The sequence below is a fragment of the Verrucomicrobiota bacterium genome, from assembly GCA_016871535.1.
Taxonomy (GTDB): Bacteria; Verrucomicrobiota; Verrucomicrobiia; order Limisphaerales; family SIBE01; genus VHCZ01.
Window position 1 is genome coordinate 1 of the sequence record VHCZ01000048.1, and the last position, 16,990, is coordinate 16,990.

Genomic DNA, 16,990 nt, shown 5'->3' on the forward strand with positions numbered 1-16,990 from the left:
TTTTGCCTGGGGCTGCGTTGCTCCTCGGTCACAGCCCCACTGGCGGGGGATGCTCGCTCGTCGCGCCTTGCCCCAGGCCAAATTGGGCGCAACGAACGTGAGCGTATTTACGAAACGGACCACTAAGACCGATCAAATCTTGGTGCGTTTCGAGCCCGAATCGCAGCCTGGTTCCTTTGCACGGCGATGAGAACATTGGCGAAACAGTCCTGGGCTTTTCGGGAAGGGCTGTTATCCCGTTTGGAAGAATGCAACCTAGAGGTGCAACGGCCGTTGGGGTCGGAGTTAAACCTGCCAACCACCTGGTCCCAACCATGAAAGCCAAAAGAGTTAAAGCCGCTCGTTCGCTCAAGAAATTCTCGCCGCAGGGCGGACCGATCCGTCCGGCCGCCAAGCTGCCGGTGATCAACCCGCACGCGGCGGGGATTGATATCGGCTCGGTCGAGCATTGGGTCTGTGTTCCCGAAGACGCAGTGCTGGAGAGGGAGTCGAATGTGCGTGCGTTTGGGGCGTTCACGCGTGATCTGGACCAGTTGGTCGAGTGGTTGCAGGAGTGCGGAGTTAAGACCGTGGCGATGGAATCGACGGGAGTGTTCTGGATTGCCTTGGCCCAGAAGCTGGAGGCGGCGGGGATCGAAGTGGTGTTGGTCAACGCCAAACATTTGAAGTATGTGCCCGGACGCAAGACCGACCTCAAAGACTGTCAGTGGCTGCAGCAGTTGCACAGCTATGGCTTGCTCAACGGATCGTTTCGGCCCACGCAGGATATTTGTGCCTTGCGCAGTCTGATGCGGCATCGGGAGAACCTGGGCCACAGTGCGGGGCGAGCCGTCCAACACATGCAGCAGGCGCTCCAGCAAATGAACGTGCACTTGCATCACGCCGTGAGCGATCTGGACGGCCAGACCGGATTGAGGATTGTGGATGCGATCCTGGCCGGGCAGCGGGATCCCAAGAAGCTGGTCGAGTTGCGCGATGAAAAATGCCACAAGACCACGCCCGAAGAACTGGAAGCGGCGTTGGTGGGGGATTGGCGGGCGGAGCATTTGTTTGTCTTGAAGCAAGCCCGGGAGACTTACCAGCATCTGGCTGATCAAATCCAAGGGTGTGATCGGGAAATCGAGCGCACGCTGGCCCTGGTGGTGATCCCGGAGGTGACGCCGCCGCAAGAACCGGCGCCGAAGAATCCGCCGGGGGCCGAGAAGCCCCGGAAAAAGAAGGCCTTTAAGCCGGGCAAAGCCGGGACCGGCCTGCAGAAGGATTTGGGTCCGGAACTGCAGCGGATTTGTGGGGTGGATTTGACGCAGATCATCGGGTTGAACGTGCTGGGGGTGCTGATCATTCTGTCGGAGATTGGCCTGGATATGAGCCGCTGGCGCAGCGTCAAGGCCTTCTGCTCCTGGCTGGGGCTGTGTCCGGGCAACAAGATCAGCGGGGGCAAGGTCTTGAGCAGCCGCACTCCGCCGGTGGTCAACCGGGTCGCTATTCTGTTGCGCGCGGTCGCGCCGGCGGTGGGGCGTTCGGACACTTGGCTGGGGAGCTTCCATCGACGGATGCGCGCTCGGTTGGGCCCGGCGGGGGCCAACACCGCCACGGCCCGCAAACTGGCGGTGCTGATCTATCATTTGCTCAAATACAAGGAAGATTACATTGACGTGGATCGATTGATCTATGAGGAAAAACTGCATCGGATCCGCCTCAGCCGAGTGACCAAACAAGCTGCAGAACTGGGTTATGAACTGGTTAAAAGACCGATGGCTGGCTAAGAAGTTACTTGGAAGAATTGTATTCTGCGGGGCCTCTCCCAGTCCGAGCCCGCTGGGACTTGCCGGCGCCCTGCCGATTGGAAATCGGCGATACCGCAGATTGAAAATCTGCGCTACGGTTCTCCGGTCGATCTGTCGTCAATCCCACGGTCTGCACAGTAAGGGAAGAAATTCTCAGTTTGGCTGCGGTTGCGGCGCCGCGATTCGCCCGTAGTCTCGGCTTTGAGCCGGCTTGGCCGTTGGCCAGCAGAAGCCGAGACTACATGCGGGGCTGTGCCCAACCGATGGTGAGACGACGCAGGATCGGCTGCGCGGCAGCGCAGGCCTACCGGACGATCATGTCACGCCAAAGCGTTGGTTGAAGAAGGCTGCCTGGCGGTTGATCTGCGCCAGGGTCTGCTCCACCGGCGAAAACTCTCGAACAACGTTTCCTGGCTCGCCAGGACCGCGCGCTCCATCTTTCCCAGTTGTTCATCGATTCGCGAGGCCTGGCTCGCGACGGCATCGCGGTGCCGCAGCATCGAGCCGTCCGTGCCGACCAGCCCTTCGAGGTAATTGCCGATTCGAGACGCGATGCCATTCGTGGCGTCGCCGAAAAGCGCCTGGACATCCGACATGGAATTCGCGAGTGCGTTTTCGAGCGCGCCGGAGTTCGCGAGGGAAATCGTGTTGGAATACCCGTCTGTCTCGTAACCCAGCGATTCCAGCCGCTTCAGCGCGGAATCCAACCCGGACGCATCCGAAGCGGCCAGGCTGCGGAATTTCCGGGCGCTTTCCGTCACTTGCAGATCCGAAGCCAGCAAGCTCGCTGTCACCGCGCCTTTCGCGTCGGTGGAACTCGCGGTCTGCACCGAGATGAGGCTCTGAACTTTGTTGTATTGGTCGATGAATTCCGTGATCGCCTGTTTGAGCGGCGCGGTGTCGTTTGAGACGTTGACCGTGGCGCTCCCGACGGTGAGAGCCGTCACGGTCAATCCTTCGATCCCGTGGCTCTCTTTCCCGAATGTGTTCGTGCGGCTGGTCAGCGACGCGCCTCCGTTGACGGTGAACACGGCGTCCTGCCCGTTCACCAACGCGCCGCCGGAGGACGAAGTGAGTTTCGCCGCCGACAGAAAATTGCTCATGCCTTCGGTCAACGCGATGCCGATGTCTCCGGTCGTTTTGTTAGCCAGCGTAAAGCGGTCGTTGATCGAGTCATAACTCGCGATCACGCCCGCGGCGGATTGGTTGATCCGGTTGAGGACGTCGGCGACGGTGTCTGTCGCGGCGTCAATCGTGAATGCGACGCCGTTGATCTCAAACGTGCCGGAACTGATCGCGGTGTTGAACCGGGCGGAAGCCAGCGTGGCCGAGGTGTTGATGGTGCCGAGCGCCTGGCTGCTGGCGACTGTGCTCGTCCCGTTGTTGGACAACCGGGCCGCTTGAAGGAAGTTGCTCGTGTCCGCGGCGCTGCCCAAGGTGATTGGGCTTCCGCCCGCATCCGAAAGCGTGATTTTGTCCGTGCCTGAATCGTAATTGGCCGTGAGTCCCGTCTGCGTCGCGATCCGGCCCAGGATATCGTTGAGCGAGTCGCCAGCCTGGACGTCGATCTGCTGGCCATTGATGGTGAAGCGGCCTGAGGAAACCTGAACTCCAAAGCCGGCGGCGCCCGAAGTTAGATCAGCGTCGGCGTCCAGTCCTTGCCCAACATTGAGGCCGCCACGCTGCGAAGCAGCCGTGGCCAGTTGAGAGAAGTTGAAGAGGTAAGTCCCGGTGGAAGCGCTCGACGCTACACTCGCGGTGGCGACATGGCTGTCCGTGGAAACAACACCGCGAGTGTGATACAGTTGGGCGTCTTTCAGCGCCTTGGCTTTGCCCAAGAGACTTTCCATCTCTTTCGCCAGGGCGCCCAGCGCTTCGCTGACGCGGTTGAGGTTCGATTGATCCGCGCGAAGACGCCGCTGCGGAGCCCGCTGGACATCCGCCAGTTGCTCCACCATCGACTTCCAATCAAACCCGGATGCTAATCCTGAAAGAAAGAGTTCCAATCGTCGTTCTGCGCTTTAAGCCGCCCGTTTCCATTCACGCCGATTCTATAATCGGCTGCGGGGAGAGGAACTTTAGTCGCGTTCTGGGACCGGGGTACGATTATACTGCGCCGGGCACAAAAGTTCCTTCCTTCCCCGGCAGAAGGATAATCTCGGCCAACACGCATTCGTCCTGGCCCCACGCCAGCAATTCGCTGCCGCTGATGCTTCCGTCTCCATTGGCGTCGCGAGACGTACCGATGACGCCGTTCTTGTTGCGATCCGCAACCTGGCCGTTCTCCAGCAGGCCGATCTTGACCACGCTGCCCGTGACGCGATTGGCCACCCAGCAGTTGCCCTGTTGATCGACCCATGAACCCGTCTCCCGGACCGTGGCCTTTAGGCCGCTTCCACGCTCGACTGCGGAGAAATATGAATCTCTTGCGAAGCCTCTCGACGGTTCTGCTGGCGCTCGGCCTGACCCTTAACTCGCTCGTCGGGCAACCGGTCCTGACTCAGCCCGGTCCTTTTCAAGGCCGTCCCAGCACGGGAGTTACCAACCTTCGGATCACCAGCCAAAGCGCTGATGGCACCGAAGCCGTCCTCACCATGGATTGCGGCTACGACGGGTTTGGCGGCCCGACCGCGTTGGTCATTCCCGTGATTGAGAAAAAAGGACAGAAAGGCGTCACGGCCTGGTTCGGCGCGGACCCCGCGGCCATCGGGATCGGCAAAGCGCTCATCTCGATCAAAGTGAAGTATTTCAACGACGAGCCCGGAGTGCCTCCGCAGTTCACCACCGATAGCCTGCGCATCCTGGTGCTGAACCGATCCGGCACGGCCATTTTGAGCAGCATTCCTTTCCTCAAAACCATCAAGTGGGGCAACGCGGACGCTAAACCTGTGCAACTCGCTCTCGTCCCCCGGCGGGAAAGTGAGGAGAAGGCTTGAGAGGAAGCCAAAACCTCAGAGGCCGCCCGTGCGAAGGCAGAAGCCGAAGCGAGAGAGTGTCAGAAAGCGGAGGAAGAAGCCCGCCTCCTGGCGGAGAAAAGCGCGCGGTTCGAAGCAGACCGAAAAGCCCGTGACGAGGCGCGGTTGAAGGCCGAGGCCGAGGCCCGGCGGTTGGCCGAAGAAAAGCGTGTGGCCGAACAAATGGCGCGAGAGGAAGCCAGGGTTCGCGCGGCGGAAGCTCGCGTTGCGGAGCAAAAAGCCAAAACCGAAGTGGCGACCCAGGCTGCGGCCAAGCCGCCAGCCGGGAGTTGCGCCCGAAGCCAAGACTCCGGGCAACATCGTCAAAGTGGACACGCTGAAGATCGAGCTGTTGGATGGGTCCGGAAAAGTGGTGAAGGATTATATTCGGCAGTTGGAGATGACCTGGGCGAAAGCGGAGTAACCGGCGCGCGTCGCGGATTGGACTGACAGGAGCGAGCGTGGACGCGTCCGCGTCTTGGAGGCTTCTACGGTGCGCACGGCCCATGAAACTGGTAAAGGACGCGTTCCACCGCGTCCCTGAAATTGCGCTTTCGACCGCTGAGTAAAGTCGGGGACGCAGTGGAATCGAGTGGAACGCGGTTCATGGGAAGCTGCCATGGCCGCGGCGCCATGCACATGACCCTTGAACCGAAAACCGTGCGGACCGCAGCCTTCAGGCTGCTTCCGCGCACTCTCCGGAGTCCAGCGTTGAAGCGGCCTAAAGGCCACGGTCCGGAGGGAACGGTTCATGGGAAGCGCCAGAAGACTGGCGCACTCCAAACTTGGCGGAACAGGAACCGTTCCTGGAAGTTCCCGGCCAGCCAAGGCCGCTTCTCGAACTGCAGGCTGGAAACCTGTCCTACGTTTTCAGCCACTGCCGCAGTTTCAGCAGCGCTTTCGCCCGATGACTGATCTGGTTCTTCGTGTCTTCGCCCAGTTCGGCGAAAGTTTGTGCAAAACCGTCGGGAACGAACAAGGGATCGTAGCCGAAGCCGGCATCGCCGCGAGGAGCAAGGCCGATGCGTCCTTCGCACGTTCCTTGAAATCCTTGAACATCCACTGAACTTCGATCCGTGGTGGCGATTGCTAACGTTCGAACGGCGACGATGGCAATCACGCAGCGGAATCGAGCCGTCCGCTTTTCCCACGGCACGCCGTCCAGCAAGCGCAGAAGCTTGGCATTGTTGGCCGCATCGGGCGAATTGCCGGGCGCGCCTTGATCCAGCGCCGCGAACCGCGCGGAATGCACGCCTGGCGCGCCCCCGATCGCATCCACCTCCAAACCCGAATCATCCGCCAGCACCCAGAGATCTGAGATTTGAGATTTGAGAGTTGAGATTCCTTGGCGGCTCACCCATGCCGCAAGTTCGACCGCCTTCTTGGCCGCATTCCCTGCAAAAGTATCCGCGTCCTCCTTCACCGTCGGCGCTTCCGGGAAATCGGCGAGAGTCAAATACTCGAACGCATCTCCAAGGAGCGCGCGGATTTCAGCCACCTTGTGGGCGTTGCGCGTGGAAAGGAGGAACGTCTTCACCGCAACACCACGTTGACGGTCGCGAACACCGCGTGGGCCGTGTAGTCGTTTCCGCGGCCTGCCGTGGGCTCGCGGTAGCGGAAGAAGCCATATTGGAGGTTGGTCGAAACCTTGTTCTTGAACTGACGCCGGATTCCGGCCACCAATCCGTGGCGATCATAGACGATGCCCAGCGGCAGGCCATCTGGTTCATTGGCCTGGGCGTAGTCCGCTCGCGAGAAAGAATAGGAGGCGTGGAGATCGGTGGCGTCGTTCAACGCGAAGTTCGCGCTCGACAGCACGCTGTAAACGTCGCCCGCATAGGGCACCAGGCTGGTTCCGTTGTTCACGCCGCTGACCAACCGCGAATCGCTGTAGAGGAAAGTCGCGGAGAGATAAAGCCGGCGCCACGGGGTCAAGGTCGTGTTCAAGCTGTAGGAATTGGCGTCGTAATTCCCGGCGAGGATTTCGCCGCCGGGCTGTTGCACGCGGGGGAAGGCCGTGATGCTGGGAGCGGTCGCTGTCGTGTATTCCGTCGCAGTGAGTTGATACTTCAGGCTCGTTTTGAGCCATGAAGCCGCGTGCAGGACCAACTTGGCCTCGACTTCGTCGCTTACCGTGTCGCGCGCCAGAATAAAGGCTGGGTATCCATTTCCAGGAACGCCAAACGGCGGGCGGGCCGGATTGGATTGATCCGTGTCCGTCAGGTGATCGAAGTCGTTTTCCCGAATGCGATGGCGATAGCTGGAAACCAGATTGACCTTCGTCCACGGCGAAAGGTTAAACCCGGCGCGCACATCCTTGAGGTCATTCGAAGCATCTGTGTCGCGCAGGAAATCATTCGCGTCGCCGCGGCGGTCCTCGACGAGGTTTTGCTCGAAGTGACCGACGCGTTCCTGTTGAAAGCGCGCGTCAGCAAACAAAACCGTGAATGGAATTCTCGTGTAGCGCAGGCCGAAATCTTCCTCGACTGCCATCTTGTCGAGGTCGGAATTGAGGAGGGTCGGAAAGCCGCCCAGGGTCATGGCATGGCCAAAGCCCCGTTGCCGCGTCCATTCGTTCTGAACGCCGGCCGTGAAGGTCAATCCTTCCCAAGGGCCGAGCCTCGTGTTGCCGTTGAAGATGTGCGACTCCCGATCCAGCACGATTTGATCGGTGAAATCTCCCAGAAACGGGGGCGCTGTCGGATCGGTTGGGAAAAAGGATTCGAGCGCAAAGGCGGCGTCTCCGTCCAGGCGCGTGTAGAGGTAGCCGCCCGAAAGGAGCAGCCAATCCCGGAGCTGTTTCTCCAATCGGAACGCGTTGGCGCCCTGGAAATATTCCGTGCGGTCGCGGTACTGCGTGAGGCTGTCCGGGACCGCCGTCACCCCCGTGAAGAATTCCAGGCTCTCACGCTGAGACCGCAGTTTGTAGAACTCGCCGCGAAAGTTGTCTTCGATGAGCACCCCCCGGATCTCGTGGCTCAGGTCGAATTTGATGATATCGACGGTTTCGTCGATCTGTTTCGCGGACGGATAAATCGCGCGCGCGTCCGGATCCGTGCCCACCGCGCTCCATTGCAGGGCTGACTTCGTGCCATCCTTGAACCGGTGTTCGTAACCGAGCGTCAGGCGCGGCCATTTCGGCAGCGTGAGCCCGACATCGACCCAGGCCGTGCCGAGGTCAAGTTCCAGGTCGCGGCCCAGGCGATAGGAAGGCGGATCAAACGCGCTGTGGTATCCGCCGGAATCGTCGAAGGATTTCCGATACTCCGAGTAGCCGGCGCGAATGAAGCCGAGGTCGCGCTTGGAAAGCCGGAGCGAAAGCCGGTAATCCTCCTCATACATCGCGCGGCCTTCGACGACCAGTTCGGCATCCTTGCCGACCTGCTCCCGAAATTCAAAGTGTTCGAGCCCGCGCGTGAAACCTTCCTTTTGCCACCAATCCTCGCGAAACTTCTGCTCGTTGCCGCTCACTGTGACCCAGCGCACGGATGGGGAAATGGAAAACGAGAGCGTGCTGGCCGGCTTTCCTTCCGGCCATTTGGCGCCTTGATCGATCCAGGCGCGCAACAACCCGATTTGCGCCGGGGTCAAAGGTTCGCCTTTGCCTTTGGGCGGCATCGGCAGGTCTTCGTCCAGGCCCGCGACGAAGTGAATGAGCGGACTTTTGGCGCTGTCGCCGGGAACAATCGCCACGCCGTTGTCGCCGCCCTTGAGCGCGTCCTGGCGATTATCGAGGCGGAAGCTGCTCTTGGGCCGCTCCGGGCCGTGGCAGCGGAAGCACGTGGCCTGGAAGATGGGCTTGATGTCGCGGTCGAAATCCACCCGGGTTGGCGCGGGCGGCGGAAGTTTGCTGACGTCGATTTCCGCTCCATTCAGCGCACCGTCAAGGCGCAGGAGGATTACGAAAGCTAAAACCGTACGGCAAACTCGCCGCGCCAAGGCAGGGCAGGCTTCCAGCTTGCCCCAAAGGATGCGTCGCAAAATGCGCGATACAGGCAGGCTGGAAGCCTGCCATACCTTGGCTGCCGGGCCAGGATCAGTTCTCGCAAATTGAGTTCTCACGCGACCGATTCAAGAATCAATACAACATCCGCGGGCTGATGTTCGACCCGTGTACCGCCGTGTGGCACCCGGACGACCAACACGCGCCGCGTCGCACGAAACTGGAGTGATCCAGCTTCCCGATCACGATCTGCCCCGCCGCGGCCTGGACCTGCGCATGGCATTTCAGGCAAAGGTTGTTGTCCCGTTCCACGAGCAGCTTCTGGTTGATCGAGCCGTGTGGATTGTGGCAAGTCGTGCAGCCTTCGCGCAGCGCCTCATGCTCGAACGCGAAGGGCCGCGCCTGCTCGCGATGGCATTGCGCGCACGATTGATTCAACTGCGCCATCGCCAGCCCGCCCGCAGGCTTTCGGATGTCGCGCCCGTGCGGGTCATGGCAATCCACACAGTTCATGCGGTTTTCCACGACCGGATGGTGGTGCGGCAGTTTGAATTCGGCGTGAACTTCGAGGTGACACTGATAGCAGCTTGCGGCGTCCTTGCCCGGATTGACGATGAACTTGCCCCGGCCCCCTCCGGCCGCGACGTGTTTGCTGCCCGGACCGTGGCAGGATTCGCAGCCCGCGAGGCTCGCCCATTTCAAATCGTCTTTGTAGAAGCGCCCGTGCGGACTGGCGGGGAAGATCCTCGAAATGTTCGTGTGGCAATCCGCGCACGACTGGTTGCCCACGAAAGTCGCGCCTTCGATTTCCGGCGGGGCAACGACCGTTCGGGTCAGCGTGGAACACGAACTCAAAACCAGGCTCGCGAATGCCAGGACGGCCATGGCAATGGAGGCGCTCAGCCACCAGCCCTGTTGAATTGAGTTGGGCGCGTGTGAGGCCGGGTTCATCGGTTTGCAGGAGAGGGGGAGCAAAGTTTGGGGTCAATCGGCAGGCGGACGAATCAAGCCCTCGACAGGAACGGATGTCATGGACCGGGAGCTTGCCGATTCAACACTCTTTTTCAAACCCTATTCAGCAAGCGCCGGGGAATCTTTGCAAAGGCGTTTCCTCGCAGACCCTCGGTTCCTGGGGTCTCTGAGGTCACCTTCCCACTCCAGCCCTCCTCACGAACCTGATTCAACCACGGATTACACGGATCACACGGATAAAGGCGCTTCGGCATCCGCGAAATCCGCGAAATCGGTGGTCAAAAAAGACCGATTCAGGGGTTCAATGCGCGAACCTTTGATCGGAGAATTCTCTCCCGGAGGGGAGAGGGACAGGGTGAGGGGAACGGTGACGTTCTGAAATCCACAAGCGCCGCCACTGAAAATGGCGAAGATCCGAAAAAGGCACTTTCCCTTCGGTGGTGGCGACCTAAGATCACCGGCATGAATCCTGACGAAAACCGAAACTTGATTCCGGCGCTAGACATCCAAAACCAAAAGCCCGGCGCGGCGCGGTGCTCGCGACGTGAATTCGCCAAACGGTCGTTGGCTGTATTGCCGGGCGTGGGACTGCTGGCAACCCTGAATCCGCTGGGCGGCGCCGAGACTCCGCACGGGAAGCCCAACTCAAAGTTCGCCGGCGTGCAGGTGGGGTTGAACGTGCCTTACAGCTTTGCCAACGGCGCCATGAGCGGCGACGACATCCTCAAGAACTGTATCCAGCTCGGCCTCAGCGCGGTCGAGTTGAGAACACAACCCGTCGAAACTTTCCTCGGCGCCCAGGCCGATCTCATCTTTCCGAAAAAAACCGCTGATGCTCCTAGTCCCGCGGTCCGAGCCGAGCATCTGTCGAAATGGCGCAAATCCGTTTCCGTGGACCGCGCGAAGGAGTTTCGCAAGAAGTACGAGGATGCCGGAGTTCTGATCGAGATCGTCAAGGTGGATGGACTCTTCCAGATGTCGGAGGACGAGTTGGATTACGTCTTTACCCTCGCCAAGACGCTGGGCGGACGGGCGATTTCGACCGAGATCGTGAACCGGGACGCAGACCTCAAACGCGTTGGCCAGTTTGCCGACAAGCATCGGCTCATGGTGGGACTCCACGGCCACGCCAGCACCAAGCCCGAACATTGGGAGCGGGCCTTTGCTCTCGCGAAATACAACGGCGCGAACGTCGATCTTGGACACTTCGTGGCCGGCAACAATGTTTCGCCCGCCGCTTTCATCCATGAGCACCACGAACGCGTGACGCACGTTCACGTGAAAGACCGGAAGCTGAACAACGGACCGAACACGCCGTTCGGCGAAGGGGACACGCCGATCAAAGACCTCCTGCGCCTGATCCGCGACAAGAAGTGGAACATACAGGCCACAATCGAATTCGAATACAAGATTCCCGCCGGTTCGGATCGCATGAAAGAAATCGCCCGCACCATCGAGTATTGCCGAGATGCGCTGGTCTGACCCGGAACGATTTCAATTGGAAGTGGGGAGCACGCGCGCGCTCGCGCGTGCCGGCTGCCGGCCGTATCTGTTAAACCTCCGGTTGTTTATTCAGCCGTCAGTGCCTCTCGAAGCATTTCCACCGTCTGCATGCCGCCTACGGCCAACAAGAGGAAAAACCCGGCCGTAACAGTAAAGAACGCGCACCCGGCCACAAAACAGAGTCCATCTCGTTCCAGTGCGCCCGCGGCGAGCAGCAGAACGGTGAGAGCAGGCAGCGAATTGCTGAATGGCACCGGCAGCGGCAGGAGCAGAAATACTCCGGAGAGCATGATGAGGGCGCCCGCCATGCGGCGAAATACCAGTGTCTCGTGCAAGAACACCAGGCGTGGGCGCAAGACACACTCCAGCAGTTTCACGATGCGGGCGGCGGCGCCGAGGACTTTGGCGAGAAATTGCGACGGAAGTTCGCGCGCGAGGAGCCGCTGCGGCAGCCAGGGCTTCTGTCCCAAGGCGAGCCGCGCGCCGATGAGCGCGACCACGAGCCCGAACGGCATCGACAATCCCAGCATCGGGACGGGGGTGCAAAATGGCAGTGCGATGCACACCAACAACAGGTCGTAGCCGCGGCCCTGCGTGGCCGCCAGCAATTCCGCAACGCGCACGGGGCGGTCAGCGAACTGTTGCATCAAAGCCTGGAGTTCGTGCGAGAAAGCGATCTTGCGGACAGGCTCGGCGCCAATGTCAACGGCTGGATTCATGAAAGAGGTGGCTTAACGCGCATAATCAGGTCCTCCTATGAACGCGGTGTTGTGACGGTTTGGCTTGGAGACCGCCCTCCTGCCGCTTCAGCAGGGTCGGCCCCCTCTCGGAGCGAGGTGGCGTGCAACCCGTTCGCCAGGTGCGTCAGTTTCAGCCACGCCACCCGTGGACCGTCCGTTTCCACCACACACAATTTGCAGTGGCCCAGCGCCAACACGTCTCCCACCTTGGGGAACCGACCCAGGCGATGTGTCACCAGACCCGACAGAGTGGCCGCCTCACCGGCGTCGGCGGAGTTTTCGCCGGTTAGTTCGCCCAGCTTGTGCAGAGGCAGAGTTCCGCTCAGTTCCCAGGCACGCTCACCCGTCTGCCGGACGAGCGGCAATTCCTGATCGAATTCGTCCTGGATCGGACCGACCAGTTCCTCCAGCACGTTTTCCAGGGTCACCATCCCGACCGTGCCACCGTATTCGTCCACGACGAGCGCGAAGTGCAATTTGCGCTCCAGGAAGAGGCTGAGCAGCTTTTCCAACCGGGCGATTTCCGGAACGAAGATGATTTTTCGGGCGACTCGCCCCAGGTCGCGTCCGTGTTTGGCTTCGTGGCGCAGGGCCACCAAGTCCTTGAAGTGAACCACGCCAAGGGTCTTATCAAGGCTGCCGCTTTCACACAGTGGAAAGCGCGAATAACGAGTGCGCTCGGCCAGGGCCAAACATTCAGCAATCGTGGCCTCGGTGTCCAAAGCCACGATTTCCTGCCGCGGATGCATCACGTCGCGCACGCGACGATGCCGCAAGTCGAAAGCGTTCAACGTGATGTCCTGCCCCAGCGTCGGACCGCCTTCGTGGCGGCGGCCCCGGGCCAGAATCAACCGGAGCTCCTCGTCGGAGTGAGCCAGTTCCCCTTCGCTCACAGGCTCAACTCCACAGCGGCGCAGCAGCCAAGAGGCGGCGTGGTTCAACACCCAGATGAAGGGATAAAAGAGCTTATAGAACCAATGGAGCGGCAACGCGACCCACAACGAAGTGGGCAGCGGTTTTTGAATGGCCAAGGACTTGGGCGCAACCTCCCCCGCGACAATGTGCAAAAAGGTGATGACCGTGAACCCGACGGCAAAGGCCAGCCAGTCGGCCTGTTCCGGGCCGATGTTCAGTAGATTCACCACGGGCGCCAGGAGACTCGCGAAGATCGGCTTGCCTACCCATCCGAGAGCCAGGCTGGCCAGCGTGATGCCAAGTTGCGTGGCACTCAGGACCGCGTCCAGGTTGTGCACGATGCGTCGAGCGGTTCGGGCGCGTCGATGTCCCTTGGACACCAGAGGCTCAAGCTGGGTATCGCGGACCTTGACCAGCGCAAACTCGGCGGCGACGAAAAAACCATTTAACAGCACCAGCGCCAGCACCGCCGCAATCTGCACCACCGTGATCAGGATTTCGTCAGCGCCCATAGGCAAAGCACTTGGATTCCACCTCAGCCATGGCCGCGTCCATTCCGAAAGTTGGCTGGTGCCTGGAGATTGCTACGCACCCGCCGCGCACGCATGAGCCAGCGATGTTCAACCTTCGCTTCCACAATGCGGAGCGCCTTGTTGATGGCGACTCTCAGCAGGGAATTCATCCCGCCGACAAGGTTCGGGACGTTGTCTTCACGGTTTAGGAGTTAGTTGAGCTGCCCGGGATGGTTCCGGGGCCGGTTTAGGCGCGGCGGTCGCACGATGGGGGCTCGGTAAGTACCGGAAGAGTTCGGAATCGGCTGCCAGCACCAGAGTGCTGCGTTTGCCAAGGAATTGTTCGTAGGCCTGGAGGCTGCGCACAAAGCCATAGAACTCCGGGTCTTTGCCGTAGGCCTCGGCGTAGATACGCGTGGCCGTAGCATCGCCTTCACCGCGGAGCTTTTCAGAGTCTTGTTTCGCCTGGGCGAGGACGATGGTGCGTTGCTTGTCGGTCTCAGCCATCAGCTTGGCGGCTTCTTCCTGGCCTTCGCTGCGGTAGCGTTTGGCTTCGCGCTCACGCTCGGCCTGCATGCGGGCAAAGACGCTCTGCTGGACTTCGCCCGGCAGGTCGGCTCGCTTGATGCGAACATCCACCACTTCGATGCCAAACTCGCGCGCCTTTTCGCGCACGGCCTTGGCCACATTATCCACGATGGTCTCCCGCTTGGCGCCGATGACGGCGGCGAAGGTGTGACTGGCGACTTCACGGCGCAGCTCGCTGAACACAAGGTCATCCAAGCGAGCCCGGGCCGCGGACTCGTCACGCACGGTCTTGTAGAATTGGAGTGGATCGGCGATGCGCCAGCGGGTCACGGGATCAGCCACCAGACGTTTCTTATCCTGTGTGAGGTATTCGGTCTTGGGGGCGTCGCTGGCCAGGATACGCCGCTCGAAACGGTTGGCGGTTTGGAGCAGGGGGACCTTGAGCGTCAAACCTGGTTGTTGAATGGTGCGGATGTATTCTCCGAACTGGGTGATGATGACTTGCTCGGTTTCGTTGACCGCCACGAACGTCTGCGGCGTCACGGCGAAGACCAAGGCCAGGGCCATCAGGCCGCCGATGCTGAAGAGTTTTGTTTTCATAGTTCGTTCAGTTCGTTCCACAGATTCATTGCGTTGGCCGCGCGGGCAGAGGCAAGGTCGCGCCATGCGCAGCGCCCACGGGCAGAAGTGGCAGCAACCGCTGGCCAACTGCGCCATCCACAATCACCTTGTCGCTGTCGGGCAGGATTTTTTCGACCGTCTCCAGGTGGAGCCGGTCGCGGGTGACGTCCTTGGCCTTTTCGTATTCAGCCAGCACGCTCAGGAAGCGCGCGGCTTCGCCTTGAGCCAGGAGAACCCTCTGCTCTTTGTAGCCCTCGGCTTCTCGGAGAATCTTCTGGGCTTCACCGCGCGCCCGGGGCAGGAGGTCCGCCTGGTAGCCCCGCGCCTGATTGATCAACCTCTCCTTGTCTTCGCGGGCCCGCACTACGTCATGGAAGGCATCGCGCACGGCATCGGGTGGGTCTGCCGCTTGAAGCTTGATCTCGGTGATGACCAGGCCCGACTGGTAATCATCCATCAGGCGCTGGACCAAAGCGCGGGTGTCCTCCTGCACCTTGGCCCGTTCTTCAATCATGACCTGGTCAATGGTCATGCTGCCGACAACACTGCGCAGGGCGACCTCCGTGGCGGCGCGCAAGGAGCCTTCCGGATCGCGCAGGCGGAAGAGCAGCTTGCCGGGATCAGCCACGCGAAACTGCACAACCATCTGCGCCTCGACGATGTTCTCATCGCCCGTGAGCATCATCGATTCTTCCTGGACCCGTTGTCCGCTGCGAAAGCCGACTTCGATGCGGCGAATCTGTTCTTCGCTCACGACATCTACTTTCTGAAACGGCCACGGATAGCGGTAATTGAGGCCGGGGGCGGTGCGGGCGGTTTCTTTGCCAAACGTGCGGACCACGCCTTTGTGGCCGGGCTCGACGACGTACACGCCGGAGGACAGCCAAACGGCGGCGGCGAGGAGCAAGGCCACCGGCAGAATTTTGGGCAGATATTTCTTGAGCAACCGGCCGGCTTGCTCGAATTGCCGGGCCAATTGATCTTCAAACGGCGGTTCGTCGTAGCGGGGACTCATATGCGTCTTTTTTTTTGAGGTCGTGTTTAGGTCGGTCTTTCCTGAGCGTGTGACTCTGGCGGTTCCGGCTTTTCCGGCGCGCGATTGGCTTGAGCCGAAACGGCGGCTGGGCGGAGTTTGAGCGACTTCACTAACCCGATTAGCATTGCGATGGAAGCCGCCAGCATCACGGTAATCAAACAGGCCGCGAACAGCTTTTCGGATTGTCCTTCGGTGACGGCTTGCCATCCAAGAATACCGCGCCCGGTAGATGCGACAATGATCACGATCGTGGTTGCCAGGGCTGCGAACCGGCTCCAGCACAGGCCGCGTGCCCAAAGGACTCCCCAAACCACCGAGAGCGCACCGAAAGAGCCGCCAGCCATGAGCGCCGTCTTCGCCTTTTCTGGGTTCGATAAATAACCAACTCCTCCAAGGAGAATCATAAAAACCCCGTAGAGAATCAGATAACCGGATATCTTGGCGTTCATCGGCAGTCTTGGGTCAGGCCAACCTTGGCCGGCTTCACGAGCGCATATACAAAAGTCTCTATGTTGGCGCCTTCCCGGTCAGAAACGGCAAGTTGAGGGCGTGGAGCACCCAGAGAACGAGTGCGGAAGCCAGAGCGCGCTCCGGAACGTATTGCCTTCCGCCTGTCAGCCCAACGTTCGCTTCGATGGTCCTGGGAAGAAACCTGGTTCTCATAGCCCTTCGATCACGTCTCATTTCGGGTTAGTCTCGGCTCCGCCCGGTCAGCAGCGGCAGCAGGTAGAACAGGAAGTAAATCAGCGACGTGAGGAACGCGGCCACGTAGGTCAGCGCCGCCGCATTCAGCACCTTGCTCACGGCGGCGTTCTCCGCCGCCGCGCTGATAAAGCCCATGCGCGCCAACAGCACCTTGGCCCGGCGCGACGCGTCAAACTCCACCGGCAGCGTGACGAGGTTGAACGTCATGATCGTGCCCCAGGCCACGGCCATCACCGTCAGCCCGAGTTGCGCGGAGAGCAGACCTGTCCCCATGCCCAAGAGCGGGAGAAACGTGACGATCTGACTGGCAAAGTTCGTCAACCCAACGGCGGCCATGCGCAGGTGCAAGGGCGCGTAGGCTTGTTGATGTTGAAGGGCGTGCCCGGCTTCGTGCGCCGCGACACCGAGCGCCGCCACCGAGGTACCGTGATAGTTCGCCGCCGAGAGCACCAACCGCTTGTGAATGGGGTCGTAATGGTCGCCGAGCAGTTCCTCGTGCTCGACGATCTCCACCTCGTGAATATGAGCCGCCTCCAAAATCTGGCGCGCGACCTCCGCGCCGGTGAAGCCAGCGCTGGCAGGCACCTGGCTGAAACGAGTGTACCTCCGCCGCACGTGCCATCGTGCCAGCAGGGCGATCGCCATGGTTGAAATGAAGATCGTCAACAGCATAAGCATGTCTTCGGTTTCCTACGGTTGTTCGCTGGCCTAGAGCCGCTGGCGTGCCAGGCCGCATCCTCGCGGCCTGAACTGCGATTTGCAAGGACTTGCGGT

The 16,990-nt window shown here is 60.7% G+C and carries 16 protein-coding genes and 1 pseudogene; 4 read left to right on the plus strand and 13 right to left on the minus strand.

Features of this window, described 5'->3' with window-relative positions; genetic code table 11:
• Positions 1-348 precede the first annotated feature (348 nt).
• Positions 349-381, minus strand: a pseudogene (locus FJ398_08760) (hypothetical protein).
• Here FJ398_08760 and FJ398_08765 point away from each other — a divergent pair.
• A complete protein-coding gene (locus tag FJ398_08765) occupies positions 378-1,766 on the plus strand; it encodes an IS110 family transposase (protein ID MBM3838042.1) in 1,389 nt (462 codons plus the stop codon). The pseudogene FJ398_08760 and the gene FJ398_08765 overlap by 4 nt on opposite strands.
• 341 nt (positions 1,767-2,107) lie before the next feature.
• Here the strand turns inward: FJ398_08765 and FJ398_08770 are convergent, their stop codons facing one another.
• On the minus strand, positions 2,108-3,745 hold the full coding sequence (locus FJ398_08770; GenBank protein ID MBM3838043.1) for a hypothetical protein: 1,638 nt from the start codon (positions 3,743-3,745) through the stop codon (positions 2,108-2,110).
• Between the two features lie 148 nt (positions 3,746-3,893).
• Positions 3,894-4,118, minus strand: a complete 225-nt coding sequence (locus tag FJ398_08775; GenBank protein ID MBM3838044.1) for a hypothetical protein — start codon at positions 4,116-4,118, stop codon at positions 3,894-3,896.
• 86 nt (positions 4,119-4,204) lie between these two features.
• Between FJ398_08775 and FJ398_08780 the strand changes: the two genes are divergently transcribed.
• Positions 4,205-4,723 (plus strand): hypothetical protein, encoded by a 519-nt coding sequence (locus tag FJ398_08780; protein ID MBM3838045.1) that lies wholly within the window; start codon positions 4,205-4,207, stop codon positions 4,721-4,723.
• 15 nt (positions 4,724-4,738) lie between these two features.
• Here the strand turns inward: FJ398_08780 and FJ398_08785 are convergent, their stop codons facing one another.
• The 5 genes from FJ398_08785 to FJ398_08805 form a co-directional block, all read right to left on the minus strand.
• On the minus strand, positions 4,739-5,077 hold the full coding sequence (locus FJ398_08785) for a hypothetical protein (GenBank protein MBM3838046.1): 339 nt from the start codon (positions 5,075-5,077) through the stop codon (positions 4,739-4,741).
• Positions 5,078-5,122: 45 nt separating this feature from the next.
• Positions 5,123-5,494 carry a hypothetical protein gene (locus tag FJ398_08790; protein MBM3838047.1) on the minus strand — a complete coding sequence of 124 codons (372 nt, stop codon included), beginning with the start codon at positions 5,492-5,494 and terminating at the stop codon, positions 5,123-5,125.
• Between the two features lie 109 nt (positions 5,495-5,603).
• Positions 5,604-6,278 carry a non-canonical purine NTP pyrophosphatase gene (locus FJ398_08795; protein ID MBM3838048.1) on the minus strand — a complete coding sequence of 225 codons (675 nt, stop codon included), beginning with the start codon at positions 6,276-6,278 and terminating at the stop codon, positions 5,604-5,606.
• Positions 6,275-8,617, minus strand: coding sequence for a hypothetical protein (locus FJ398_08800; GenBank protein ID MBM3838049.1), 2,343 nt, complete (start codon positions 8,615-8,617; stop codon positions 6,275-6,277). The genes FJ398_08795 and FJ398_08800 overlap by 4 nt, the downstream gene beginning before the upstream one ends.
• Positions 8,618-8,819: 202 nt before the next feature.
• Positions 8,820-9,569 (minus strand): hypothetical protein, encoded by a 750-nt coding sequence (locus FJ398_08805; protein MBM3838050.1) that lies wholly within the window; start codon positions 9,567-9,569, stop codon positions 8,820-8,822.
• A 591-nt stretch (positions 9,570-10,160) separates the two neighbouring features.
• Between FJ398_08805 and FJ398_08810 the strand changes: the two genes are divergently transcribed.
• Entirely contained in the window at positions 10,161-11,138 is a 978-nt protein-coding gene (locus FJ398_08810; GenBank protein ID MBM3838051.1) for a sugar phosphate isomerase/epimerase, read from the plus strand.
• Between the two features lie 86 nt (positions 11,139-11,224).
• On the opposite strand, the gene FJ398_08815 is transcribed toward FJ398_08810, so the two are convergent.
• Positions 11,225-11,878, minus strand: coding sequence for an exopolysaccharide biosynthesis protein (locus FJ398_08815; protein ID MBM3838052.1), 654 nt, complete (start codon positions 11,876-11,878; stop codon positions 11,225-11,227).
• Between the two features lie 35 nt (positions 11,879-11,913).
• The gene (locus FJ398_08820) at positions 11,914-13,326 is read right to left on the minus strand and encodes an HlyC/CorC family transporter (protein MBM3838053.1); all 1,413 of its coding nucleotides are present in this window, start codon (positions 13,324-13,326) and stop codon (positions 11,914-11,916) included.
• Between the two features lie 29 nt (positions 13,327-13,355).
• Between FJ398_08820 and FJ398_08825 the strand changes: the two genes are divergently transcribed.
• On the plus strand, positions 13,356-13,535 hold the full coding sequence (locus tag FJ398_08825; GenBank protein ID MBM3838054.1) for a hypothetical protein: 180 nt from the start codon (positions 13,356-13,358) through the stop codon (positions 13,533-13,535).
• Here FJ398_08825 and hflC read toward each other — a convergent pair.
• The 3 genes from hflC to FJ398_08840 all read right to left on the minus strand — a co-directional run bounded on the left by hflC (position 13,525) and on the right by FJ398_08840 (position 16,888).
• A complete protein-coding gene (hflC, locus tag FJ398_08830) occupies positions 13,525-14,571 on the minus strand; it encodes a protease modulator HflC (protein MBM3838055.1) in 1,047 nt (348 codons plus the stop codon). The two genes, FJ398_08825 and hflC, sit on opposite strands and share 11 nt — an antisense overlap.
• Positions 14,480-15,718 carry an FtsH protease activity modulator HflK gene (hflK, locus tag FJ398_08835; protein MBM3838056.1) on the minus strand — a complete coding sequence of 413 codons (1,239 nt, stop codon included), beginning with the start codon at positions 15,716-15,718 and terminating at the stop codon, positions 14,480-14,482. The genes hflC and hflK overlap by 92 nt, the downstream gene beginning before the upstream one ends.
• A gap of 483 nt (positions 15,719-16,201) precedes the next feature.
• Positions 16,202-16,888, minus strand: coding sequence for a zinc metallopeptidase (locus FJ398_08840; protein MBM3838057.1), 687 nt, complete (start codon positions 16,886-16,888; stop codon positions 16,202-16,204).
• Positions 16,889-16,990: the final 102 nt, after the last annotated feature.